Origin of the sequence: Methylocaldum sp. GT1TLB, assembly GCF_051027445.1 — a bacterium.
In the GTDB taxonomy this organism is placed as follows: domain Bacteria; phylum Pseudomonadota; class Gammaproteobacteria; order Methylococcales; family Methylococcaceae; genus Methylocaldum.
In genome coordinates this window covers 1,557,466-1,582,448 of the sequence record NZ_CP194898.1, presented here as the reverse complement: position 1 = coordinate 1,582,448, position 24,983 = coordinate 1,557,466, and the positions used below count along the sequence as shown (strand labels likewise).

Sequence of the window (24,983 nt, the reverse complement as noted above, 5' to 3'; positions counted from 1 at the left end):
AGCCTTATGTCCAAGCCACTCATCGAACTGTTCACCGGCCGGCCTGCCGACAAGGCGGCCTTGATCGAGCCCCGTCCCGCTCCGGGAACGCTATGCCCGGAGGAAAACCTGGCCTACGTTTTGTTGCGCGCCGCGGCCACCGATCGCGGGGTTGTCTTCGTCCGGGACGGGCGTCACGAGACCCGCTTCTCGTATCAGGCCATTGCAGAGCAGGCGCGGATGCGGCTCGGCGCCTTGCGGGCCCTGGGGCTCAGGCGAGGCGATCCGGTCATGCTGATGTTCCGGGAAAGCCACGACTTCGTGGTGACCTTCTGGGCGGCCGTGATGGGCGGCATCATTCCCGCGCCGCTGGCCTATCCGCCATCGCTCACGGACGACAATGCGGTTCTCGTGAAGCTGAAGGCGATCTGGAAACAGCTGGACCGACCGCTGTTGTTGTCCGATGCCTATATGGCGGAGCAGCAGTCCGTGCTGCGGCAGGCTCTGGGGGAAAACTCGATTCGTATCGAGGCGGTTACGGACCTTGCGGAACCCTCTACGCTCGCGGATCCGGATCTCGCCCGGCCCGATGACCTGGCATTCATACAGTACAGTTCCGGCAGCACGGGGACCCCCAAGGGCGTGATGGTGACTCACGCCAATCTGATCACCAATCTGGAGGGCATCATCTTCGGAGCCGAACACGGTCCGGGCGACGCCTTCCTGAGCTGGATGCCGTACCACCACGACATGGGGCTCATCGGTTTCCATTTCGTTCCCATGGCCCTGGGGATCGAGCAGGTGAACCTGACCCCGTTCACCTTCGTTCGCAAACCCACGCTATGGATGGAAAAAATCAGCGAGCACCGCTCGACAGTAACGGGGTCTCCCAATTTCGGCTACCGCCATCTGCTCGGCAAACTGAAACCGGACCACCTGAAGCGCTGGGATTTGTCGTGCCTCAGAAACATTTATAACGGCGCGGAACCGATTGCCGCTGCGGTCATCGAGGAATTCATGACGACCCTGGGCCCGTGCGGGCTCAGGCCCGAGGCCATGTACCCGGTGTACGGCATGGCCGAGGCGAGTCTGGCGGTGACCTTCCCTCCGCCCGGAACGCTTCCGCGGGTGCACTGGCTGGATCGCCAGGAATTGGCGCAGGGGCGGGTGGCAGGCGCCGAGCCCCATGGCGAAAACTCCATCGCGGTCGTTGACGAAGGCTACCCTGTGCCGGGCTGCGGGATCCGCATCGTGGACGGCGACGGGCAGGTGCTTCCGGAAGGCCGGGTCGGCCGCATCCATATCTGCGGCCGCAATGTGACCGGAGGTTATTACAACAACCCTTCCGCGAATGCCGAGACATTTCACGACGGGTGGCTGGATACGGGCGACCTCGGTTTCATGATCGACGGGCGCCTGTGCATCAGCGGACGGGCCAAGGACATTATCTTCATCAACGGGCAGAATTTTTATGCCCACGACATCGAAGCGCAGGCGGAAACGGTTAACGGCGTAGACCCCGGAAAGACCATCGCCTGCGGCTGGCAGGACCCCGACTCGGGCGAGGAGAAAACGGCGATCTTCCTCGCGATACGCAACCCGGACAGTCCCGATGGGCGGGCCGTCATGGCCGAGGTATGGCAAAGGGTCAACCAGGTGCTTAACGTCGCGCTGGATTACGTCGTACCGGTCAAAGCCATTCCCAAGACCACGAGCGGAAAGCTCCAGCGTTACAAGCTCTTGGAGGAGTTCCAGCGGGGCGACTACGACGCCGTACGCCATTGCGGCGTCGACCTGGTGAGCGGTGCGCTCGAATCGACCGTTTCCGGCACCGAAAATTTGACGGATCTGGTCCGGGAGGTCTGGGCGGACGTGCTCGGCCTTCCGGCCGCTAGGATCAATCCGGACCAAGCCTTTCGTTCGTTGGGCGGCACGTCCATAAAGGCGGTGCAGATTTTGGGGCGGCTGGAAGACCGGCTGAACCGGCCTTTGGACCATGAACTGCTGCTGCGTTGTCACACCGTCCGTCAGATGGCGGACTGGCTGGGTGGACGGCCCGGCTCCGCCGTGGCGGCCAGCGCGTCGGACACCGGCGACGCGCAGGAAGACGCGATCGCGATCATCGGCACGGCCTGCCGGTTTCCGGGGAGCAATTCGCCGGAGGAATATTGGGAACTTCTGAGCCAGGGCCGGGAAGCCATCGGCGCCGTGCCCGCGGACCGTTTCGCGCTGCCGCAAGGCGGGCGGGAGGACTGGTGGCGCGGCGGCTTCGTGCGCGACGTCTACGCCTTCGACGCAGAGTTCTTCGGCATCAGCCCCGAAGAAGCCACCGACATGGACCCGCAGCAGCGTTTGTTCCTGGAGGTGGCCGCCGAGACCCTGGAGCGCGCCGGCTACTCCAGGCCGGCTCTGGATGGCGCCGACGTCGGTTTGTTCATCGGCGCGAGCCACAACAATCACATGGAATTCCTGGTCAACGCCTTGTGCGGCGACGCCCTGGAGAGCTTCGCCAGTCTGCGTCGCCTGCCGCCCAGCGAACGCGACGAACTGCTCAAGGAGTGGCAATCCCGCTTCGGGCGGTTCTCGCTGCACGTGAATACGGCGGTGGACAATCTGCTCAACATGATCGCGGCGCGTGTCTCCCATACCTTCAACTGGAAAGGTCCCAGTTTCACCATCGACAGCGCCTGTTCCTCGTCACTGGTCGCGGTGCATCTGGCATGCCAGAGCTTGCGCCAGGGCGAATGCTCGATGGCGGTTGCCGGCGGCGTGAGCCTCACCCTGAGCCATTTGCCGTTCCTGTTGTTCCAGCGCGCCGGCGCGCTGTCGGCTAGCGGTCGGTGCCGCGTCTTCGATGCTTCGGCCGACGGATTCGTGCTGGGCGAAGGCGCCGGTGCGGTGTTGCTCAAACCGCTGTCCCGCGCGCTGGCGGACGGCGACCCGGTACTGGCGGTGATTCGCGGCTCGGCGGTGAATAACGACGGGCAATCCCTTGGGGTCATGGCGCCCAACCCGGACGGCCAGCGCCAGGTCATCGATGCCGTATACCGCCAGTTCAAGATCGATCCCGCTTCCATACAGTTCGTCGAAGCCCATGGCACCGGTACTCCGCTGGGAGACCCGAGCGAGATCCGCGCCCTGACCCAGGCCTTCGGAGGCCTGGCCCGGCAGAGTTGCGCGATCGGATCGGTCAAGGCGAACATCGGGCATCTGCTCAGCGCCGCGGGAATCGCCAGTTTGATCAAGGTCGTGCTGGCCTTGCAGCATCGGCAGATGCCGGGAAACATCAATCTGAACGAGCCCAGCCGGCAAATCGACTTTGCCAAGACGCCATTCCTGCCCCTGACCTCGACCCGCGTGTGGACAGTACCCGAAGGTGTCGCCCGGCGGGCGGCCATCAATTCCTTCGGTTTCGGGGGCACCAACTGCCATCTGGTGGTGGAGGAAGGCGTGGCGCGCGAGAAGCCGAAAGGCGTCTGGCCCTATCATCTGTTATTGCTCTCGGCGCGGAATCGATCCGCCCTGAATCGCACGAGCGAGCATCTCGCCGCCTACCTGGAGCGCAGGCCCGCACTGGATCCCGCCGACGTCTGCGCCACCTTGAACAGCCGACGCAATCACTACGCGTGCAGGGATGCCCTGGTCGTCGAATCGCTCGGCGAGCTCGCCAACGGGCTCAAGGGGCTGGAGAAACGCCAGCCCACGGAAACGGAATCGCCTCCGCCGATCGCGATGATGTTTACCGGCCAGGGCTCGCAGTATCCGGGTATGGCCGCCCAGCTTTACGAACTCTGGCCGCGCTTCCGGCGGGCCATGGATGAGGCCGCGGCGGCCTTCGATCCGTGGCTGGAAGCGCCTTTGTTGACCGCGATCTATCACCCCGAGGCCAATCCGGAGCAACTGGCGCGAACCGAAATCACGCAGCCGGCGATGTTTGCCGCCGACTACGCCCTGGGCCGCGCCTTGCTGGAGCTGGGTGTGCGGCCGGCCGCATTGATCGGGCACAGCGTCGGCGAGTACGTGGCGGCTTGCCTGGCCGGCGCCGTGGATTTGGCCGACGCCGCCAAGGTCATTGCCGCGCGCGGCCGACTCATGTCCGAGTTGCCGGGGCAGGGCGGGATGCTGGCGGTATTCGCGAGGGCCGATGAGCTGTCGGCGCATCTAGAGGACTATCGCGGACGCGTATGGTTTGCGGCCAACAACGGATCGCACCAGGTCGTGGCCGGCCATCGGGATGCCGTGGCCGAACTCGCCCGCATACTCGAAATCGAAGGGCGCCGCGTCAAGCCCCTGCGAGTGTCCCACGCGTTTCACACGCCGCTCCTGGAGCCCATGCTCGAACCGTTCTCCAAGGTGCTGGCCGAAGTGGAATGGCATGCGCCGCGGCTGCCCATCATTTCCAATATCACCGGCGATTGGCTCGGGGCCAACGGTCCCGACGCCAATTACTGGCTGCGGCATGTTCTTGAACCCGTCCGTTTCGAGCAGGGCATACGCGCCGCTTATGCCGGCGGCATTCGCACCTTCGTCGAATGCGGTCCGGACAGCGTTCTGACCCATTTGGTCGCCACCGTGCTGGCCGGGGAGCGCGTGACCTTGGCGGCCTTGTTGGATCGTCGCCGGGAAAATGCCAGAACCTTCCTGGATGCCCTGGGCACTCTCTACACGGCGGGGGTTAACCTGGATTGGCGCATGCTCGGCGAGGATTTTCCGGGACGGCGCATACCTCTCCCGGCGTATCCGTTCGAACGAAAAGTCTACCGTCTGCCTCCCTTGCCGCCGGCCGAATCGCAAGGCCAGGCATTGCTGCATCGCTGGGAATGGCCTCAAACGCCGCGAGGCGACTCCGTCCCGCTGCCGCCCGGTGCCCTATTGGTGTTTGCGGGCGAGGGGCAAGCGGCCTGGCTCGCGGCTCTGCGCATCCGTGTGGGGCCGGACCGCCCGCTTCTGGTGGTGCGGCCGGGGGCCGGCTTCTCGGCGGACGGCGGGAATTTCACGGTCAATCATTTGGATGCGGGCGACTACCGGCAGTTATGGCAATCGGTGCTGGCAGACTACGGCGCCCCCGCTGCGGTGGTCCATGCCTGGAATGCGGATTTGACGGGCGCGCCGCGAGACGATGAGGCTGCCCTGCACTCCGGCCTCTTCAGCTTGACGTTCCTGGCTCAGGCGATGCACGAGCCGAGTCCCATAAAACCGTGCCGGATACTCTGGTTGACCCGGCGCGCTCATGTTCTGGACAGCCTGGAGCCGGCACCCGATCCGTACCAGTTGCTCGGGATTACATTCGCCCTAGGATTGGGGGAGGAGAATGAACATCTCGTCGTGAAGGCGGCCGATCTGGATACCGCGCCGGCGGCTCCGGATGTGGACGTCGATACCATTCTTGCGGAACTGGGAACGGCGGAATTCGGCGGGGAGATACTTGCGATTCGCCGTTCTCTGCGCTTCCAGCGCCGTTTCGGCGCGGTCTACAACGAAACCGGCGTTTCGGAACCGCTGCTCAAGGACGGCGATACCTGCCTGATCACCGGCGGGATCGCCGGGATCGGAGCCGAAACCGCCCTTGCCCTGGCGCGATCGGCCCGGATAAACCTGGTCCTCACCGGACGGAGGCCTTTGCCTGCGCGGCAGGAGTGGGACGCCCTGCCGGCCGATCATCCCGATGCCCCGCGCGTGGCGCTGATCCGCCAGCTCGAATCCTTGGGCGCAACGGTGGATTACCATGCGGCCGACGCCGCCGATTCCGAAGCGATGACGAAAGCCATAAGGCGCCTTAGGGAACGCTTCGGCCGGCTGGACGGCATCATCCACTCCGCGGGAGTGGTCGACCGCAACGTTCTCCGCGCCACCGACAAGAGCGTCGAATCAATACGCTCGGTGTTGGCTCCGAAAGTCAAGGGCAGTTGGCTGCTTCATCAACTGACGGCCGACCAACCGTTGAAATTTTTCATCCTGTATTCGTCCATCGCCGCCACCTGTCCGCTGTGGGCGGCCAGCCTGACCGATTACGCCGCCGCCAACGCCTTCCTGGACGGTTTCGCGGAATGGCGAAACCGTTCCGGGGCGAAAGGCCGCACCCTGGCGCTCAACTGGTCGCTCTGGGACGAGAAGGGCATGGGTCGCGACGCCGGCCTGATGGCGCTGGTCCGCAGCAAGGGCTTGCGCGCCCTGGTTCCGGAAACCGCCTGTGCAGCCTTGTCGCGCGCGCTCGCTATTCCCGGCGCCTCGGTGGTGCACGTCATCGATTTCGAGGCGGAGGCGGAAAGCCCGGCGCCAGCTGCGGCGCCAGCGGCACATTCCCCGGCACCCGAGCCCATCGAGCCGGCTCCGCGCGCCGCCCTGGCGGTGCAGGCCGCCGACTGGCTGGAGCTGGTACGCCAGCTCACAGGCGCTTATGTGAACGTAGCAGCGGAACAGATCGATTCGGGCCGCAAGTTTCATGAACTGGGTGTCGACTCGAAGGGGGCCGTCGAAATCGCGGAGAAGCTGGCAGCGATCCTGCGTCAGCATGTCACGCCGACTCTGTTGTTCGAGTTCCAGTCACCGCTGGACCTGGCGCGCCATCTGGAAAACCAGCACGGCCCGGAGTTCCTTGCCCGGTCGCAGGAGCCTGGCCCCGCTCGGACCATAACCATTACGACCACTGCCGCATCCCGCTCCGACCGTCGCACCGATGACCGCATCGCCATCGTCGGCATGAGTTTGCGGGTGCCCGGTTCCGCCAGCTCCGACGAATACTGGAACATGCTGGCGGAAGGGCGGTGCGAAATACGCGAGGTGCCGCGGGACCGCTGGTCTCCCGAGGATTATTTCGATGCCGTGAACCGCCATACCCACGGTAGTTACTCGAAGTGGGGCGGTTTCCTGGAACGTGCGCACGAATTCGATCCGCAGTTCTTCGGTATTTCGCCGCGCGAAGCCAAGGCCATGGACCCGCAGCAGCGGATTTTCATGGAAGTGGCTTACGAAGCGCTGCAACAATCGGGTTACGCCGGCGAAGGGCGTGCCGAGCGCCTCGGCGTGTTCGTCGGATGCGAGCAGAACTATTACGCGGAACATTTCATCAACCAGCAGCGTTATTGCCGGTTGCGCGACCGGATCAGGAGCACCGACTGGTACCGTCAACTTCCGATGGGGGCACGCGCCGATTGGGACGACGCGCTCCGTGAGGTTTTGCAGCCCGCGGAACTCCTGTCCGACGCCATAGCGGGCAACGGGCTGAACGAGATCGCCTGCCGTTTGAGCCATTGGCTGAACGTGCGCGGCCCGAGCCTGATCGTCAACACGGCTTGTTCCGCCGCCCTGGTGGCCACGCATCTCGCCTGCCAGAGCCTGCGCTCCGGCGAGTCGCGCATCGCCGTGGCCGGGGGGGCTTATCTGAACATGGGCTCCACCCCCTTCGTTTTTCTGAGCCGTGTCAACGCCATGTCGCCCGACGGCCGGTGTTATCCGTTCGACCGCCGTGCCAACGGCATGGTCCTGGGCGAAGGCGTCGCCGCCCTGGTACTCAAATCGCTGGCCGACGCCATGGCGGACGGCGACTACATCCACGGCGTGATCCTGGGCTCGGCGATGAACAACGACGGACATTCCTCCGGCCTGACGGCGCCCAACCCGGCCGGTCAAGCGGAGTGCATCGCCCGCGCCTACCGTGAATCCCGGGTCGACCCCGCCACGGTCTCCTATGTGGAATGCCACGGCACCGGCACATCCCTGGGCGATCCGGTCGAAGTGGAAGGCATGACCAAAGGCTTCCGCCAGTTCACCGACCGGCGCGGATACTGCGGCATCGGCTCGGTGAAATCCTCCATCGGCCACATGCTGTCCGCCGCGGGAATCCCCAGCGTCATCAAGGTACTCTTGGCGATGCGGCACGACTATCTGCCGCCCACCGTCAATTACAGCGAGCCCAATCCTTACATCGATTTCGACGCTTCGCCATTCTACGTCGTGGACAGCCACGGCCGGCCGTGGACCGGGAACGGACAGCCGCGGCGGGCCGGTGTCAATGCCTTCGGTTTCGGGGGGACTAATTGCCACTTGATTCTGGAGGAGCCTCCCCGCGCCGTGGATCAGCCTACCGGCATGGACCGGGTTCCGCTTTCCGATCCGCAACTGCTGTACCTGACGGCGCGCACGGAGAGCGCTCTGCGCGCCTACGCCAAGGCACTGCATGCGCATCTCGAGGAAAACCCATCGATATCTGCCGAGCAGGTGGCCTGTTCCCTCAATGGTGCCCAAAGAGAAATGAATTTCCGCGCTGCGGCGGTGGTACGTGGACGGGAAGATCTCTTGGCGGTCCTCGCCTCCGTGGCCGGATCGGGCAAGCACGACCGGCTTCTCTCGGGGCGCGCAAATCCGAAGCAGCCGCCCGCGATGGCTTGGGTGTTCGACGATTGCCCGTGGCCGGAGGGAACCGCGGATACGCTGGCGCGACGGTATTCGGTCTTTGCCGACGCCTGGACCGATTTCCGGGCTGTACTTCCTCCCGGACACGAAACCGTGCCGCGCCTGCAGGCGGCGGCGGAACAGTACGCACTGGGTCGACTGCTGCGAGAGCTGGAGTTGGTTCCCGCCGGCCTTTGGGCCGAGGGAGCCTTGAGCCCGGTCGCCGCCGCGGTAGCGGGCTGGCTAAGTCCGGCCTCGGCCGCAGCCTTGCTGAACGGGGGCGATGCGGTTCCTGAGAACGGTGCCGGCGATCAAATCTGGCGAATTCCAATTCACACGATCGACGGAAAGATCTCCGTGGACAATCCGGAATGGGCGATTCGGTTGCGCTCCGCTGCGAGAAACCCATCCGAAAGCGTACAGCCTCCGACGGATGCACGCTTGCGAACCGTCCTTCTGGGGGGCAAAGGCGGCGAGGGGAAAGGACTTGTACGGATGATCGGGGCGGCGCCGGGCGACGAGAGTTTGTTGACCGCACTGGCGCGGCTGTACATCGAGGGCTTGAGATTGGATACGCGCCCCCTGTGTTCTCCCGTGCTTACCCGCGTATTGCTGCCGGCTTATCCCTTCGAGAGGAAGGAATTCCTCTACGACCCGCCTCCGGTGGACGTGGAAGAGACCGCCGACATCGCGGCCGCGCCGGAGCCGGCAGTCGCGCATTCTCAGGGCACAACTGCGAGCAAGGAGCCTCAGCAGAATATAGCCACCGCCCTCCTTGACGAATTGAACCGGATCATCCTTCCCCGGGAGCCTTTGAACGAGCATTCCTGAGAGAGTGCGAATAGACCTGCTGCGCCACCCGCCATCGCCTTTTATGTACTCGTCGTACTTCCTTGTACGACTGACGACGGCGGGCGGCTCGCGACGGTTTCTTCGCAAGCTCCGAGAACGGAAAAAATGACGAATACGCTGAATACGTGAGGACTTAAGACCATGCAAGACCATCCCGCCGCCCGGCTTGAGCAATGTGTGTACAAGGCTGTGGCGGAAGTTACCGGACACGCGCCGGACGATCTTTCGCCGGACCAATTCCTGGAGAGCGATCTCGGGTTGGATTCGATCAAGACCGTGGAGTTGATGAACGCCATTCCGCCTCAACTGCCGGACCACCTGCGGGACCCGTTTAACTCGCTACTCGCCGCCGGGACATTATTCCAGCTGCAAACCCTTGGGGAGTTGGTCTCGATGATCGGTGCCATGGAGAGCAGTGAAGCCGCCGCCACCGCGCCCGAGGCCGACGATGACTTGACGCGAAAAGTACGCGAGGTGGTCGCCGGAATTACGGGACACGATCCGTCCGAGCTCGCGGACGACATGTTCCTGGAAAGCGACCTGGGGTTGGATTCGATCAAGACCGTGGAGCTCATGAACGCTCTGGGCTCGGCATTGCCCGCGGAACTCCAGGATGCTTTCGGCGCCAAGCTCGCCTCCGGCGCGCTGTTCGGTATTCAGACTCTGGGCGAGCTGGAGGCCCTGATTCGAGGTGCGGAACAGAACGCTCCGGCTCCGGCAGCCGTCGAATCGGACGATCCGTGCGCCGCAGGCGCGGTTTCGGATGTATCGGCCGATAAACCACAGGCCGCGGAACCGGCGGTGCGGCCGGTGGATATTCTGTTCTCCCAGTATCCGTTCCTGGTCTCCCATTGGGCGGTCTGCACGTGCAGCCTCAGTTCCAGAGTCCGCCTGCAAGGTCCGTTTGACGCGGAAGCGGCGCGCCGCGCCTGGAACGCCTTGCTGGAGCGTCACCCGATGCTCAGGGCACGCTTCGTCATTCCGCCGGGGTGCCACAGCCTGAAGGAATACCGCCTGGAAGTGCTGGACGGGGTGACCGCACCGACCGTCCTGGTGACCGATTTGCGCCACCTGGATGCTCCCGACCGCGAAGCTTTTCTGAACGACGAAACCCATCGTCTGCTGGACAAGGAGTGGCTGCTGGATCAATGGCCGGCGCATCAATTCAGCGCCTATCGCTTGGCGAACGATCTCCACGAGGTGGTCTTCTCGAACCATCACGTATTCTCGGACGGTCTCAGCAATCAGCTGGTCATGCGCGAATTCGTCACTTTGTACGGTGCCGCAGCGACGGGACGTCCCGCGCCGCTGCCGCCCGGAACTTCCCTGGAGCGTTATCGGGAGACCGTGGAATGCATCAATGCCTGGCGGGATCCCGAGGCGGAAAAAACGCTCGAAGCGTTTCTCCGCGCCCAGGGCAAGGACCGTTTTTTCTGGAGTCCGGAAAAGAAGGGACTGCCGAAGAATCCACGGGCCGCCAACCGGACCCACCACTTCAGCGCGGATGCCGCAACCACGGCGGCATTGCTCCGATCCGCCGGCAAATGGCGGTTGCCGGTGAACACCTTGTTGGTCGGCGCCTACTTGCGCGCTCTCAGGCGCTTCGATCCGAATCTGAAACAGGTGATCCTGAACATTCCCACCAGCGGACGCGTTTACCCCGGCACGGACGCCGGACACATGGTGGGTTGTTTCGCCCAGAATCTGGCCTTGACGCTACCGATGCCCGGAGAAGGCGAAGCTTTCGAGAACTATCTGCCGCAGGTACACGAGAGCATCGAGAGCGGCATCGCGGCGGGTTATGACCGGGCGCAAACGCGCCAAGCAGCCGTGGCGGCAATCGATCAACTTCGCCTCCAGGACGGTCGCGTCGGCGAGCCGCTGGCGACCCTGATCCGCTCCACGATCAAGTCGAACCTGTATCTGCCTTACATCGGTCAGACCCACATCGAGGAGGCGTGCGGGCCGCTACGTGTCGTCGAATATCACGCCGCGACCTCTACCAATCCCGGTACGCTGGACGTATTGGTGGAAGTCTTCCACGGCCGGTTCAACATGACCGCCAACTATGATGCGGACTACTTCGCTCGGGATTTGGTGGCCTCCATCACCGAGGAATTCGTCCGCCAGATCGGCGCCGTGGCACAGGCCGCCGAGCGGCTCGCCGTGCCCGCACCTTGCGCCGTCGCGAAGCTGGACGAGTTGACGGCGGCCCGATTGCTGCGAATCGCCGAGGAAGTCATGCATCGCGCGGTGGGGGCCGAGGCTCTCGATTACGATCTGGAATCCGAGCTCGGCCTGGATTCGTTGGAGCGGATTCGCATCGTCGGCCGCCTGCAGCAACAGATGGGGCGGGTAGACACCCGCGCCCTGTTGGGATGCCGGCGGTTGCGGGAAATGGCGGCCCTGTTGCAGGGAACGGGTGCCGCCCATGGAAGCGGAACCGCCGCCGAAAACACCCTAGCTCCGCTGGCCCCGCTCTCGATTCCGCAACCTGCTGCGGAAGAGCTGCCTCCCATCCCGTATCTGCACGTGCAGGCTCAATGCCGCCGCAGCGCGGAAGCACTGGCGGTGCAAGCGGAGCACGAGGAACTGTCCTATGGCCGGCTTCATGCCGAATCGAACCGGCTGGCCCACTTCCTTCGAGTCCGCGGCGTGCGGCCCGGTATCGTGGTGGGATTGCTGCTGACCCGCTCGCCCAATTTCGCGACGGCGGTGATGGCGGTGCTCAAGGCTGGCGGCGCCTACGTCCCCCTCGATCCGGCCTATCCCGCTGCGCGCATCGAATACATCGTGGGGCACGCCCGCATCGACACCATCCTCACCGAGGAAGCCGTCCTGGAAGCCATGGGCGGAGCGGTAACCGCCGCCCTGCCGGCCCGCAACTTCCTGCTCATGGACTGCGATTACGCCGGCCTGCATCGTGCCGACTCCCGCAGCGGCGGCCATCGCGATTGGTTGGGGCGCGCGGCCTGGGCGAGCTATCCGGAACACGATCTCGAATGCCTGAACAGCCCGGACGATCTGATGGTGGTGCTCTATACCTCGGGTTCGACCGGCACCCCAAAAGGCGTGGCCCTGGCCCATCGCGGTTACATGAACCGTCTGGTCTGGCATCAAAAGCTGTTCCGGCTTCAGCCGGGCGAACGGGTCGCCCAGAGAACGTCCATTTGTTTCGACATTTCGGTGTGGGAACTCTTCTGGCCGTTGATGTACGGCGGCGTCGTGTGCCCGGTCGGAGCGGACGTGCTGCGCGATCCCTGGCGGCTGGCGGACTGGATCGAGACCCGGCGGATCGCCGCGATGCACTTCGTGCCTTCCCTGTTCGGCGAGTTCCTGATGGCCATCGAGGACAAACCGCTCCGCTCTGAACACCTGCGATGGCTGATTTTCAGCGGCGAGGCGCTGCCAGTGGCTTATGTGCAGCGCTGGTTCGACCGCTGCGGCGACCGGGTGGGTCTCGCGAACCTGTACGGCCCGACCGAAGCGTCGATCGACGTGACGGCCCATCTGATGCGCGGCCGTCCGGGGGAGGGGACGCTTCGCATTCCGATTGGTCCGGCCATGCCGGAGGTCTACCTGCTGGTGCTGGACGAGAACATGCGCCCCGTACCGGAGGGCGGCGTGGGCGAACTCTGGATTGGCGGCGTGCAGTTGGCTCAGGGCTATCTCCACGATCCGGAGCGGACCCGCGAGAGTTTCCGTGACAATCCTTTCTCCGGCATACCCAGCCGCTGGCTATACCGTACCGGCGATCTGGTAGGGCGGTTGCCGGACGGCAGCTACGACTTCCACGGGCGCGTCGACAGTCAAATCAAGATTCGCGGTTTCCGGGTGGAGCTGGGCGAGATCGAAGCGGCTCTCGGAGCTCTGCCGGGTATACGCGAAGCTGCGGCGCTCGCCGTCGACACACCCGACGGGCACAAGAGGCTGGTGGCCTGGCTGGTCGGCCGCGAAATTCCGTTGAAAGAACTACGCTCCGCCCTGGCGAAACAACTTCCCGAGTACATGCTGCCTCACGAGGTTCGTCAGGCCGACGCTTTGCCGAAAAATCACAACGGCAAACTGGACCGCAAGGTTCTCAAACAGTGGACGGAAACCGGCAACGCGCCCCCCAGCAAGGCGGTGCCCGGCGCGCCGGAGGCGAAGCTGCCGTTCGCCGATCCGACGGCCGGTTTGCCCCTGGGGCCGGCTCAATTGTGGATCACCCACTTCTTCCAGCCTCCTTACCAATGGGCCGGCTACACCCGATTCCGCTATTTGCAGCCGCTGGATGTCGACGTTTTCCGCGAGGCCATCGACGTCCTTGCCCGGCGCCATCCCGTGTTGCGTTCCCTGTTTTACCAGGAGCACGGCGAATGGCGGCAGACCGTGGCCCCGCCCGAGGCGGAATTCAGCCTCGATTTCTACGACGGCTCCCACCTCACGGCCGAACAGCGCAGCGCGGAAATCCGGCGGCTGGTGAAGGAAATCACGGATGAACTGCGCATCGACCGGTTTCCGCTGTGGCGGGTGCTCGTCATCAAAGAGCATCAGAACGCGTACGATCTGACTATCGTGGGTCACCACATGATCAGTGATCTGGTCAGCAACAGCATACTGTTCCGAGAGCTTTGGCAGATTTACGGGCAGTTGCTGGTCGATCAGACGCCGGAACTTCCCGCTCTGCCGCCGTCGTATTTCGATTTCGTGCAGTGGTTGGCCCAACCGGCGCAGCAGGAGGCGCAGCGCCGTTATGCGGAGTATTGGCGTACTCGTTTTCCGAGCCGGGAGTACGCGTTCCAGGTGCCGGTCGACCATCATCTCGGCGCGAATGACGAGGCTTCTTCCGCCAGCGAGCGTTTTCTACTCAGCCATTCGGACTTTCATTCGCTGAACGAGGCGCGCAAGCATCTGCAGGGTCAGCTCTATCATCTCCTGCTGGCGGCGGCGTACCGGCTCATGTCCGAATGGACCGGGCAGTCTTGGGTGGTTCTCAGCCATCGCTCGCACGGACGCGATCTGGGTAACGGCCTGACCTTGTACGAAAGCGTGGGCAATTACGCCGTCAATTTCCCGGTTGCCGTGGATCTGGTCTCCGGGGAAAGCTGGAGTGAATTGATCGGCCGGATTGCCCGCGGTTTTTCCGAAGCACCGTTGAACGGCGTCAGTTTCGATGTGGTAGGTCGCCAGCTGCCCGCGCACATCTATCCGGACAACAATTTGACCCCGGTGCGCGTCAACTATTTGGGAAACCGGAGCTTACCGAAATCCAACATCTTCGAGTTCGTCGATACGGATTGGGATCAGCGCTACTCGCCCCCGAGCCAGCAGCGCATCTCCCTCATCGAGATCTTCCTCTCCATGGTCGAAGGCGAACTCCACATCGAGATCGATTATTCCCAGAACTTTTTCAAGGGGGAGACCATCAAGCGCCTCGGCCAGCGCTACCTCGAGTTGCTGGCCGACCTGAGCGAAAAGGCGAATTCGCCGACGGGGCTTCGCCTCGCGAGTTTGCCGGCGGTGATGACGGGCGAACCTCCCGCCTTGATACCGCTGAAAACGCCCCGGCTGGAAGAAATTCCGCTGTCGGCACGCTCCGGCAGCTGGGCCGGCAAAGTGGCGCTGGTTACCGGTGCGAGCCGCGGTATCGGCCGCGCGATCGCCCTGAAACTCGCCGGTCAGGGCGTTGCCGTGGCGCTTTCCGCCCGCGATCGGGCGGGGCTTGAAGCCGTTGCCCGGGAAATCGCCGGCAGTGGTGGCACCGCTGTGGTAACTCCGGCGGATGTACGGAACCTCGCGGAGGTGCAACATTTGGTGAGCGAAGTCCTCCGCCGCTTCGGTCATCTGGACGTGCTGGTCAACAATGCCGGAATCACCGGAATGTCCGCCTTGGCGACCTCCTCGCCGGATGAGTGGAAGCGCATCGTCGAGGTCAATCTGTTCGGCGTCTATCATCTGTGTCGGAGCGTGGCGCCGCACATGATCGAGCGGCGCAGGGGGAAAATCGTGAATCTGGGTTCCGATTCCAGCCACATCGGCTACCCCCTGTTCAGCGCCTATGCCGCCTCCAAGCATGCGGTTCTGGGCCTTACCAAGTCGCTGAGCGAGGAACTGAAGCCGCACAATGTGCAGATCAACGCGGTTTGCCCGGCGTTCGTGGACACCGACATGACGCCGCCGGGATACCGGGCGCGATCGATCCCGGTCGACGCGGTTGCGGACGCGGTGGCCTTCCTGGCGTCGTCGGAGGCCGACTGGATAACCGGCCAGCACCTGTGCGTCTACGGCCGTCAAGACATGTACTGGTTCGGCTCGGAAAAAATGGCCGCCCTGGAGACGATATCGGGAGCCCGGAAACCGGACAACCTGACCACGGAGCGTCGGCATGCCTAGCCCGCATTTCTTATCCCCCTTCGTCGCGAGGGCGCCCAGACGCCGGTGGGGCGCGCCGCACGGACCGAGCGGCGGTGTCGTGGTAGGTCAGCAATCCTTTGCCGACGAGCGTGTGTCGGGAAAGGATTCCCGACCTACGATACGACGTCGAGCCGGCGCGAAGGGCGAGGCGGAGCTTGTAGGATGCGCTGAGGCACGAAGCGCCCTTCGACTAGGCTCAGGACAGGCATCAATCGCGAACGATGCGGTTCATGCCGGACCGTCCCGGTCCGGCACCCTTCGGGCGGCTTCGCCGTGCAACTCGGCCTCGCCACGCTACGCTGTCCCGCTTCGCTCGCGAGTCCGGGGCAGACCGTCCCTGGCCTGCCCGCTCGTCGCGTTGCGTCTCGCCCTGCCGATTTGTCACTTCGTTCAGCACATCCTACGTCATACTCATCGCGATTGGACAGAGGTGAGAAATGGGGGCTAAATCCTGCCCCCCGACGCCCGAGCATCCGCTGGCGGGCGTCGCTCTGGGTACGCTGTATGCGCTGGGCGGGCTGTTGGGGATATCGCTTGGAATCCTCAACCCCATCGTTGCCATCTTCATGGAAGAGCGCCACGTCGACGGCGTGCTGATAGGCGCCAACGCATCGCTGTTGTTTCTCTGCGTTGCGCTGGCTGCGCCTTTCGCGGGTCGGGCGCTGCGGCGGATCGGTCTGCGCCGCGTCGTGGCCGTGGGCCTGCTGGCATACGCGACTGCGGCCGTTTCGTTCCCTTGGCAATCGGACATCGGATTGTGGTTCGCCTTAAGGGGCTTGATGGGCTTGGGCATGGCCTGCGCGATGATCGGCACTCAAACCGCCTTGTCCTGCTTTGCCGGCGAGGAGCGCCGCGCCGTTGCCAACGGCGTTTACGGTCTATGCTTCGGGATAGGGCTGGCGGTCGGGCCGGTCGTGGGTTCGTACCTATACGGGCTGGCCCATCATCTGCCTTTTACTGTCGCCACCGTGCTCCTGGTTCAAGCTGCGGTTCTGGTGGCTATCGGCTTGCCCGGAGCGCGCGCCGAACCGGAACGCGCTAGCGGCCGACTTCTGCTGCGGGCGGGAATTCCGGTGCAGGCCGTATTGGCCTATGGTTTTGCGGAAGCCACGCTGCTGACCCTCTATCCTGCCGTTCTCGTGCGCCAGGGTTTCACCGCCATGGCTACCGCCCATCACCTGGCGGCTTTCGTGCTGGGGGGATTGCTGGGCACTTTGCCGGTCAGCCACCTGGGGGATCGGCTGGGTTATCGCCGTGTACTGTTCGGTTGCGGCATGGGAGGCATCGTCGCTTTGGCGGTGCTGATGCGGGTCGACTCGGTTAGCGCCCTCATCGGCGATGTCTGGGTACGCCTGGGGCAGGAGGGCCAACCGATCAGTGCCGAATACGTCGCCGGAGGCGCGGCCTTCGCGACCGGACTGACATTGGGGCCAGTGTTCGCTCTGGCCCTGGCGCTTCTGGCCAGGATCCTGCCCCGCGCCGATTTGCCCGGCGGCACCGCTTTGTTTACCGCGGCCTTCGCCGTCGGATCGGCCGGAGGCCCGTGGTTGTCGGCATGGATCATGCAGCATGGGGGCGGCCAGCACCTTTTTACGCCGTCCATGGCCCTGTTCGGGATGCTCGTGTTCAGCCAGGCCGTGAGCTGGTTGTGGCGCTGGCTCAGGAGTTTCGCGAGCGACTATGCCATCGATACCCGTTGAACCGATACGACGACCTGAGGGTTTGTTCCCCGGAGAGTTATTCGTCGTCGCCTGGACCGAACAGCTCTCGGACCCGTCCGAATTGTTCGAGGAAGAACGGATGCTGGTCGATGGGGCCATAACGAAACGCCGGAAGGAATTCGCCACCGGGCGCGTTCTGGCGCGGAAGGCGGTTCGACATCTCGGGGTCGAGCCGGCGCCGATTCTTCGGGACGAATCCGGCGCGCCGATCTGGGGACGGGATATCGTCGGCAGCATCAGCCATACGGAAGGCATGGTAGCGGCCGTGGCCACTCGGCTTCGGTTCGCTCGCGGAGTAGGGGTGGATGTGGAATGCCGGCAAAACCCGTTCCCCTGGCGTGCCATCGATTCCATCGCCTTGCCGGAAGAGCGCGCCTGGTTGGACTCGCTGCCGGACGGTTGTCGCGAGTTGGCCGCCTATGTCCTGTTTTCGGCCAAGGAAAGCGCCATCAAGTGCCTGTATACGGCCGCCGGTTCCTTGGCCCGTTTTAACGATCTGGCGGTGCGTATGGACTTCTCGAGCGGCGTTTTCGTGGTCGATCCGACTTTTGGCTCCGCGCTGAACGAAGTGCGACTGGTCGGCCGTTTGGGTTGGAACGACACTCACATATTCACCGGGGTGTGGTGGCCGGCGCCAGACTACAATTCATGAAAGAAAGAGTTCGGTAAGGCCGATGAAAAGGAAACGAAGCATGATCCGCCCCGATCCGATATTGCAGAGCCGTCGGCGATTTCTCCGCCAGACCGGCGCTCTCGCGGTCGGAGCAGCCGCGTTTCCCGCATTGTTCAGGGCAGCCCCTGCGGTTGCAAGTGCCTCGCCGTACGTCGCATGGGAGCAAACGGCAAAGGGAGATCTGACCGATTTGGAATACGTGGCGTTGTGCGGCACGTTGGCCGCGAATGCTCACAACACTCAACCCTGGGCCTTCAACCTGCTGGGCAATCGGATTGTTCTCTACGCCGATCTGGCGCGCCATCTCGGCCAGGCCGATCCCCGCCGCCGGCTCATGTTGATGGGCTTGGGCTGTGCCACGGAGAACATGGTCGTCGCGGCGGCTCAACTCGGTTATGCGGCGACCGTGTCCGATGCTGAGGCCGATGCGTTTCTGCAAAACGGGGGCCGCTGCGCGTCGCTCGAACTGGCGCGGCGCTCTGACTCAAATACCCATCCCTGGTTTCCGGCCATATTCCGCCGCCAAACCACCCGAGCCGAGTTCGAGCCATTGCCGATTTCCCGGAACGAGTTCACGGAAAGCCTCAATGAGTATGGCGAACTTCCCGGCACCCACCTCGCTTGGTACGGTGCCGCTCACGAACGGGAAGCCATCGTTCGGATCGCCGCCGATGCCGTGGCCGAGTTCGTGGCGAACGATGCGGCGTACCGAGATTCAATGTCGTGGTTCCGCCGTTCCAGACGGGAATGGGAAGCGAGCCGCGACGGGATTTCCATCTTCACCAGCGATGCCCCGTGGTTCGTGAAGGAGTGGGTGGAGTTCCTGTCCACCCCCGAGGATTTGGTGTCGTCCGAGTTCCGCCAAGGCGAGATCGATGTAGTGAAGCGGCTCGCCGAAGCCACGCCGCTTTGGAGCGTGGTCTGGAGCGAGCGGGATACGCCGGACGCCTGGTTGCAGGGCGGACGGCTGATAGAGCGGATTTACCTGGCGGCCGCTGCGCAGGGACTTGCAGTTCATCCTTTGGCGTACCCCACCGAATCGCCCGTAGGGTCGCCCGGTTTGGCGAAATCCCTCGGTCTTCCTTCAGGGGCGGTGCCGCTAATGCTGTTGCGCGTCGGCCTGGCTAGGCCTTTGGAGCGTTCCGTGCGCCGGTCACTTCAATCGGTACTTCGTTGATCAATAGTCTCAAAAGCAGGCGGTGTCATGCTAGATAAGATTCTTTCTCTCCGGAACTCTCCGATCCATACCCGTCATTTCATCAGCCGTATCCGGGAACTGCTCGACGCGGGATTGGACTCGGCAACCCATGAGCCGATGCGGACGCAGCACACGTTATTTCCTACCGCGGAGATTGACGTCGCCTTGCCCAAAGTGGGACGTGACATGATCAGCCAAGTAATTCCCCACCGCGGCGAAATGCTGTTGCTGGACTACATCGCCTGGGTCGACGACGCCTTCCGTCGCGGCCTTGCGGTCAAAAAAGTCAGGGAAGACGAGTTTTGGGTGGCCGGCCACTTCCCCGGGCATCCCATTATGCCCGGCGCGCTCATGCTCGAAGCCGGCGCGCAACTGGCCTTGTACTTGTCGAATCGGCGGTTGGCGGAACCGGCGGTCGGGCTGTTTCTGCGCATCGAGAACGCACGCTTCCGAAGCTCCGCCGCCCCCGGCGACCAATTGCTCATACTGTGCGAAAACGTCGATCAAGCCCGCAATATCTTCTATTACGACGTGCAGGGATTGATCGAGGATCGTATCGTCTTCGAGAGCCGAATCGTCGGCATGCTGTCCAAAGTGAAAAAGAAATAAGCGCTTGAGGCATCGAATAGCGGCTGCCGTTCAGAAACTCCGGATCGGATGATGGCTTCCGTCCGGATTCCGCGTCGACTGCCGCGGCTCGTATGGGCTGAACGGAGAGAGCGCAATCCGGCCCACCTTGACTAAACCCGCTTGGGCAACCCGCCAAACTTCACCTAACGAACGCTCCTCGGGAGCCGCGTATCCGCACGCCAGCGCCGGAAGGCGTCGGCATGATCAGGGCCGCTGTAGCGCTCTCGGAAACTCCGAAAACCCGCTCAACTGTCACGAGACCTAAACCGTTCAGTCACATTGATGGCACAAATGGCGTGTACGGTCTGTACTGGGCCGAATGGGCTCAACCCACCTTCACTAAACCAGAACAACAGGAGTGATAGATGCGTCCACGATTGATCATGATTGCCTGTGCGGCAATGACGGCAGTATTTCCCGGTCTCTTCGCCACCGCGTCGGCGTCCGATAATAGCCAAAGCGTGCAGTTGGGGCCTCGGCCGTTTTTCCTGGTTAACGATATGGAAGACGGCGAACTCAAAAACGAGCTTCGGAGATGTGCGAAAGGTCCCTTCAAAAAGACCGATTTCTCGATCGGTCACCGCGGCGCCGCTCTGCAATTTCCCGAACACACCAAGGAATCCTACGAAGCCGCGGCCCGCATGGGCGCCGGCATTCTGGAATGCGACGTGACCTTCACCAAGGATAAGGAATTGGTGTGTCGTCATGCGCAGAACGATCTTCACACGACTACGAATATCCTTGCCATCCCCGAGCTGGCCGCCAAGTGCACGAAGCCGTTCTCGCCGGCCACCTTCGATGCCAGCGGCAATCTCCTCACGCGCGCCACGGCGGAATGCCGCACCAGCGACATCACCCTGGCCGAGTTCAAAACCCTTCGCGGCAAGATGGATGCGTCAAACCCCCGCGCTAGAACCGTGGAGGAATATCTCGGCGGTACGGCGAATTTCCGCACGGACCTCTATGCCGGACCGACCAGCGGCACCCTGCTTACGCACAAGGAAAGCATCGAGCTTTTCAAGAAACTGGGCGTGAAGATGACTCCCGAACTGAAGAGCCCTAGCGTGGCCATGCCTTTCGACGGCTTTTCCCAGGAGGATTTCGCCCAGAAAATGATCGACGAGTATAAGGAAGCGCGCGTTTCCCCGAAAAAGGTCTTCCCTCAGTCTTTCAACATCGACGACGTGCTCTATTGGGTCCGCTACGAACCCGCCTTCGGCAAGCAGGCCGTGTATCTTGACGATGCCGAAACGGTCGCCGATCTGCCCGATGCTGCCACCTTGGCAAGCTATAAGACCATGGGCATCAATATCGTGGCGCCGCCGACGTTTGCTTTGTTGGACCTGGACGCCGGCGGCAACATCGTGCCCTCGGAATACGCCAGGAACGCCAAGGCCGCGGACCTGGATATCATCACCTGGACACTGGAGCGCTCCGGAATTCTCGCCGACGGTAATAATGGGTTCTATTTTCAGACCATCGATTCCGCCATCAAACGCGAGGGCGACGTAATGAAAGTGCTCGACGTGCTGGCGAAGGATGTGGGTATTCGTGGCGTCTTCGCCGACTGGGCCGCGACGGTGACCTATTACGCCAACTGCAAGGGATTGTAAGGGGCGCTGTAAACCCGATCACCGAGCGAGCGGGAGCGAGAAATCGAAGCCTCCGGCGGGGTTTTGTTGCGTGAGGTCCCAAGCCTGCATAGTTCATGAAAGGAGGGTGGGCGGAATCGAAAAGCCCTTAAAATTCAACTGCTGACATTGAATTTTTGAGGAGATTCCGCCGTGATCCATGGTACCGGACAACGTGAACTGTTCGCGCACGTGGCGCGCCGCCGGATCGGCTCATCCCGGACTTCGACGCCGCCGATGATCTCGCGGCTCCCTGGCGCCAAGCAGCACAAACCCACTTTGCCGCCACCGAGGACAAACAACGGGTGTCGGCTAGCTCTTGTTGGAAGCCCTGCGCCGGAGGGGGCTCGCCGGCGCCGAACTGGCTCGCGCGCGGTGTTCGAGCCCGAGGGTGAAGTTCCTCAAGAGTTGTCGCGGACTTTTAGCGACGCTGCGTCATGAGGATGATAATTGCAGCACTGGCCTCGGCCGTTCCGGCTGGCGGTCGGCTCGAGGAACCGGACCGGGATAAGCGCCGGCCCGGTTGTGACGTTCGGCCGCGCCGTCTGCTTCCGCAGTCAGCGAAGCAGATTTGCACCGAATCCTCGCCCATTCACCAAATGGGCTTGCCATGCGAGGCTCACGCAGCCAATTTGCTGGAACGGCGAGAGATGACGCTCATGCCGGCCAAGGCACTAGCGAGCAGCCAGAAGGCCGCTGGAACCGGTACCGCCGTCAGCGTGAGCGATCCATCCGCCTGGTAGAGAATGCTCGTCGATGTAACCGGTATGCCGCCGACCGAAGAGATGGCGGGAGGTGCGGTGGGGTTTCTGACGAACAGGGAGAACAACGACTGGCCGCCGCCGATGGTATCGGGATCGTATACCGCCGAATCATAGAAACTGGTGTTTCCGACGAAGGTAAATTCGCTCGAGGTTACGCCAAGACCGGAAGGAAACTGGGTGCTTACCGTGACGACCCCGGTTCCGCCCGTCACCGATCCCTTAAGAATATTGGTGCCGTCCGTGATGCCCGTGTCACCGGTTACGTCGCGATTGACGGCGTTGTCGAAAAACAGGTCCAGCGAGCCACTCAACACCTGGAAGTTGATGGTCCACAGCCCGTTGCCCAGATTCTGCGCGTTCGTGACTTGTGTTTGGAAAGCCGACTGGGTGGTCAACTCGTAAGAGACGTTCAGTTTGGGGTTGCTCACCGTGGAGGTGCCCAACTGATGGTTGGTGACGTAAGACTGGTACACGCCTGAATAGATGTCTCCCACCGTAATTTGGGAGGGATTGGCGATCGTGTCCGGTACGAGCAATGCCAGACCGCCGTCGCCCGCCGCGAAGTCGTAAGTATCGAAGGGACCGACCGCTTCGCCGGCCGAACCGCCCACGACGGTGTAGTCCGCGGTACCCACCCAGTTCGGCAAGGTTGCCGCACCGGCAGTACTTGAGAATCCGACGCCCGTCAAAGCGAGCGCCGAAATGATCTTACTTGGTTTCATCCGAATTACCTTTTCACTGTGTTGACGTTGAACTCACAGTGATGTCCGTGATTCTGCCCACAGGTGGTGAGCGGTGCCACGGTCCTCCCCATCACTCGGGAGGCGGCCCGGCGATCTCGACAAACGCGAGACCCGTGGCTTTCCGGCCCCGCCTCACGGCGGGTGTGGCTCTTCGGCAAACACGTTCAGCTGGTCCTACAGCTTGACGTGACCGGTAACCGACCTAAGCCTCCTTGCTCATTTTTTCGAAATACCCGGTCAAATTAAGCCGAGACTGTTACACGTCAGTTAATGATTGGTTAAATCTATGTAATCAATTTATGACAAATGACTCGTCGGAGACCGATTAGGTGGATTCTGTCCAGTCTCCCTCTCCATGAGCCAGTGAGCCAGGCTCAAAAAAGTGGACACCATCAATCGCGTAAATCCGGTGATTGGTGGTGGAACGAGATGGCGAAATTACCGAGACAGCCGTTCAAGGCCGAGCTTCGTGCGCAGGTGATGAGATGAGCCAGCGAGGGGAAACCATTCGTGCTGGAAGCGGCGCGGCGGCAGCGGATGGCGATAGACCGAAGGCACTCTGCCGATACGCCAGGTCGAATCGGCGGATCAGGTCCCGCTTGGTCCCCGGCCGCCTGCATCCGTTGGTCAGGCACCTCGAAAAACTTCGAGGTGCTCGTAAGCCAAGCCCAAGCCGCGTTTGGGCTTGGCGAAGAGAAAAACCGCCGGGAAGGTCTTGGTTCGAAGCCTGATCACGTTTCCGCCAGCCGTACCGGCCCACGTCCAGACGAAGAGCCGAGCGAATTGGGACGGGTTAGCTTTGGCAACGGCTGGGATCAAAGCCTATCTTCGTAGACTTAGAGCGTTTTCATCTCGCTCGTACGGCAAAACAGGCTTGGCGGAAGTCGTTGGCGCCTTCGGCTCGGGTGAATGGATTCAAGCATTCGTAGATACCGTCTTAGAAATCACGATGCAAGCCCATGATTGGGATCGAACGGTCGGCCGGACTTAAGGACGCCGTAGGCCAGGACGAGGAGCTTGCGCATGGCGGCGCCGACGATGAGTTTGCCGTTCTTGCCTTGGGCTTTAAGGCGCTCGCAGAAGGCCCGGATCAGTGGGTTATGGCGCCGGGCGACGATGGCCGGCATGTAAAGGGCCTTGCGGAGCAAGGCATCGCCGGTCTTGGACAGGCGGGTGTGGCCTTTCCACTTCCCGGACTGGTGCTCTTTGGGCGAGAGGCCCGCAAAGGCGGCGACGCTGCGCGCGTTTTCGAAGCGGTGAACGTCGCCCAGGGCGGCCAGCAGCACCGGGATGGTGGCGTCGCCGAAACCGGGGATGGTGTCGAGCAGGTCACGCCGTTGGCGGAGGTCCGGATCGTGGTCGATGTGCTCGCGGATGCGTTGTTGGGTAGCGGCGATCTCGGCGTCGAGGGTGGCGAGCACGGCTTCGATGGAGGGGCGTACGGTGGGGTCGGCCCCGTCCAGGCGGTTTTTTTCCATCTGCCGCATCTCGAGGAGGCTCTCGAGCCGACGCACTAAGGCTTGTAATGGGCGCACGGCCGGCGGAGGCGGCTGCCAGAGCAGCGGCCGTTGGCTGAGACAGAAGCGGGCGATGCGCTTGGCATCGCTTTTATCGGTCTTGGTGCGGCTCAGTTCGGCTTGGCCGAAGGCGTGGATTTGGGCGGGGTTGACCACGCTGACGGCGAGGCCGTGGTCGACCAGGAACAGGGCCAAGCCCTCACCATAGCGGCCGGTGGCCTCCAGGCATACGTGGGGCGTTGGGAAGGCTTGCAGCCAGGCCAGGAACGCCTTAAACCCTTCGGGCGTGTTCTGGAAGACCTTGGTTTTGTACTTGCCGTTGCGTAGCGCGGCGGCGTCGAACTTGGCTTTGGCGATGTCGATACCGATGGGGCTGAACGTCATAGGGTCTCCTTGGTCTGCGTTGACGATGGGGCAAAGTGCTGACCGATCGAAACCGCTCCTGCCGGGTTCAGCCTTATCCATCCAGGGTGTTGCCCAAGGCAGCC

Annotated in this window: 9 protein-coding genes and 1 riboswitch; of the genes, 7 read left to right on the top strand and 2 right to left on the bottom strand. The window is 62.9% G+C overall.

Features of this window, described 5'->3' with window-relative positions; translation table 11 throughout:
• Nucleotides 1–6: 6 nt before the first annotated feature.
• The 7 genes from ACR2R1_RS06820 to ACR2R1_RS06790 all read left to right on the top strand — a co-directional run bounded on the left by ACR2R1_RS06820 (nt 7) and on the right by ACR2R1_RS06790 (nt 21,453).
• Nucleotides 7–9,201, top strand: a complete 9,195-nt coding sequence (locus ACR2R1_RS06820) for an SDR family NAD(P)-dependent oxidoreductase (protein WP_434113255.1) — start codon at nt 7–9, stop codon at nt 9,199–9,201.
• Between the two features lie 162 nt (nt 9,202–9,363).
• Nucleotides 9,364–15,597 (top strand): amino acid adenylation domain-containing protein, encoded by a 6,234-nt coding sequence (locus ACR2R1_RS06815; RefSeq protein WP_434113253.1) that lies wholly within the window; start codon nt 9,364–9,366, stop codon nt 15,595–15,597.
• A 458-nt stretch (nt 15,598–16,055) separates the two neighbouring features.
• Nucleotides 16,056–17,318, top strand: a complete 1,263-nt coding sequence (locus tag ACR2R1_RS06810; protein ID WP_077732377.1) for an MFS transporter — start codon at nt 16,056–16,058, stop codon at nt 17,316–17,318.
• The gene (locus ACR2R1_RS06805; protein WP_077732376.1) at nt 17,299–17,991 is read left to right on the top strand and encodes a 4'-phosphopantetheinyl transferase family protein; all 693 of its coding nucleotides are present in this window, start codon (nt 17,299–17,301) and stop codon (nt 17,989–17,991) included. The genes ACR2R1_RS06810 and ACR2R1_RS06805 overlap by 20 nt, the downstream gene beginning before the upstream one ends.
• Before the next feature lie 40 nt (nt 17,992–18,031).
• Nucleotides 18,032–19,189 (top strand): Acg family FMN-binding oxidoreductase, encoded by a 1,158-nt coding sequence (locus tag ACR2R1_RS06800; protein ID WP_434113251.1) that lies wholly within the window; start codon nt 18,032–18,034, stop codon nt 19,187–19,189.
• Nucleotides 19,190–19,216: 27 nt separating this feature from the next.
• A complete protein-coding gene (locus tag ACR2R1_RS06795) occupies nt 19,217–19,819 on the top strand; it encodes a 3-hydroxyacyl-ACP dehydratase FabZ family protein (RefSeq protein WP_434113249.1) in 603 nt (200 codons plus the stop codon).
• 386 nt (nt 19,820–20,205) lie between these two features.
• Nucleotides 20,206–21,453, top strand: a complete 1,248-nt coding sequence (locus tag ACR2R1_RS06790) for a glycerophosphodiester phosphodiesterase family protein (protein WP_168183731.1) — start codon at nt 20,206–20,208, stop codon at nt 21,451–21,453.
• Between the two features lie 637 nt (nt 21,454–22,090).
• Here the strand turns inward: ACR2R1_RS06790 and pepA are convergent.
• Nucleotides 22,091–22,957 (bottom strand): flocculation-associated PEP-CTERM protein PepA, encoded by an 867-nt coding sequence (pepA, locus tag ACR2R1_RS06785; RefSeq protein WP_347258170.1) that lies wholly within the window; start codon nt 22,955–22,957, stop codon nt 22,091–22,093.
• Nucleotides 22,958–23,055: 98 nt separating this feature from the next.
• A riboswitch (cyclic di-GMP riboswitch) is annotated at nt 23,056–23,136 on the bottom strand.
• 786 nt (nt 23,137–23,922) lie between these two features.
• Nucleotides 23,923–24,879 carry an IS110 family transposase gene (locus ACR2R1_RS06780; protein ID WP_434112109.1) on the bottom strand — a complete coding sequence of 319 codons (957 nt, stop codon included), beginning with the start codon at nt 24,877–24,879 and terminating at the stop codon, nt 23,923–23,925.
• Nucleotides 24,880–24,983 lie beyond the last annotated feature (104 nt).

Coding starts and splice junctions, on each gene's coding strand:
- ACR2R1_RS06800 (WP_434113251.1), top strand. CDS start 18,032: ATGATCCGCCCCGATCCGATATTGCAGAGCCGTCGGCGATTTCTCCGC.
- ACR2R1_RS06790 (WP_168183731.1), top strand. CDS start 20,206: ATGCGTCCACGATTGATCATGATTGCCTGTGCGGCAATGACGGCAGTA.
- ACR2R1_RS06795 (WP_434113249.1), top strand. CDS start 19,217: ATGCTAGATAAGATTCTTTCTCTCCGGAACTCTCCGATCCATACCCGT.
- pepA (WP_347258170.1), bottom strand. CDS start 22,957: ATGAAACCAAGTAAGATCATTTCGGCGCTCGCTTTGACGGGCGTCGGA.
- ACR2R1_RS06820 (WP_434113255.1), top strand. CDS start 7: ATGTCCAAGCCACTCATCGAACTGTTCACCGGCCGGCCTGCCGACAAG.
- ACR2R1_RS06815 (WP_434113253.1), top strand. CDS start 9,364: ATGCAAGACCATCCCGCCGCCCGGCTTGAGCAATGTGTGTACAAGGCT.
- ACR2R1_RS06810 (WP_077732377.1), top strand. CDS start 16,056: ATGGGGGCTAAATCCTGCCCCCCGACGCCCGAGCATCCGCTGGCGGGC.
- ACR2R1_RS06780 (WP_434112109.1), bottom strand. CDS start 24,879: ATGACGTTCAGCCCCATCGGTATCGACATCGCCAAAGCCAAGTTCGAC.
- ACR2R1_RS06805 (WP_077732376.1), top strand. CDS start 17,299: ATGCCATCGATACCCGTTGAACCGATACGACGACCTGAGGGTTTGTTC.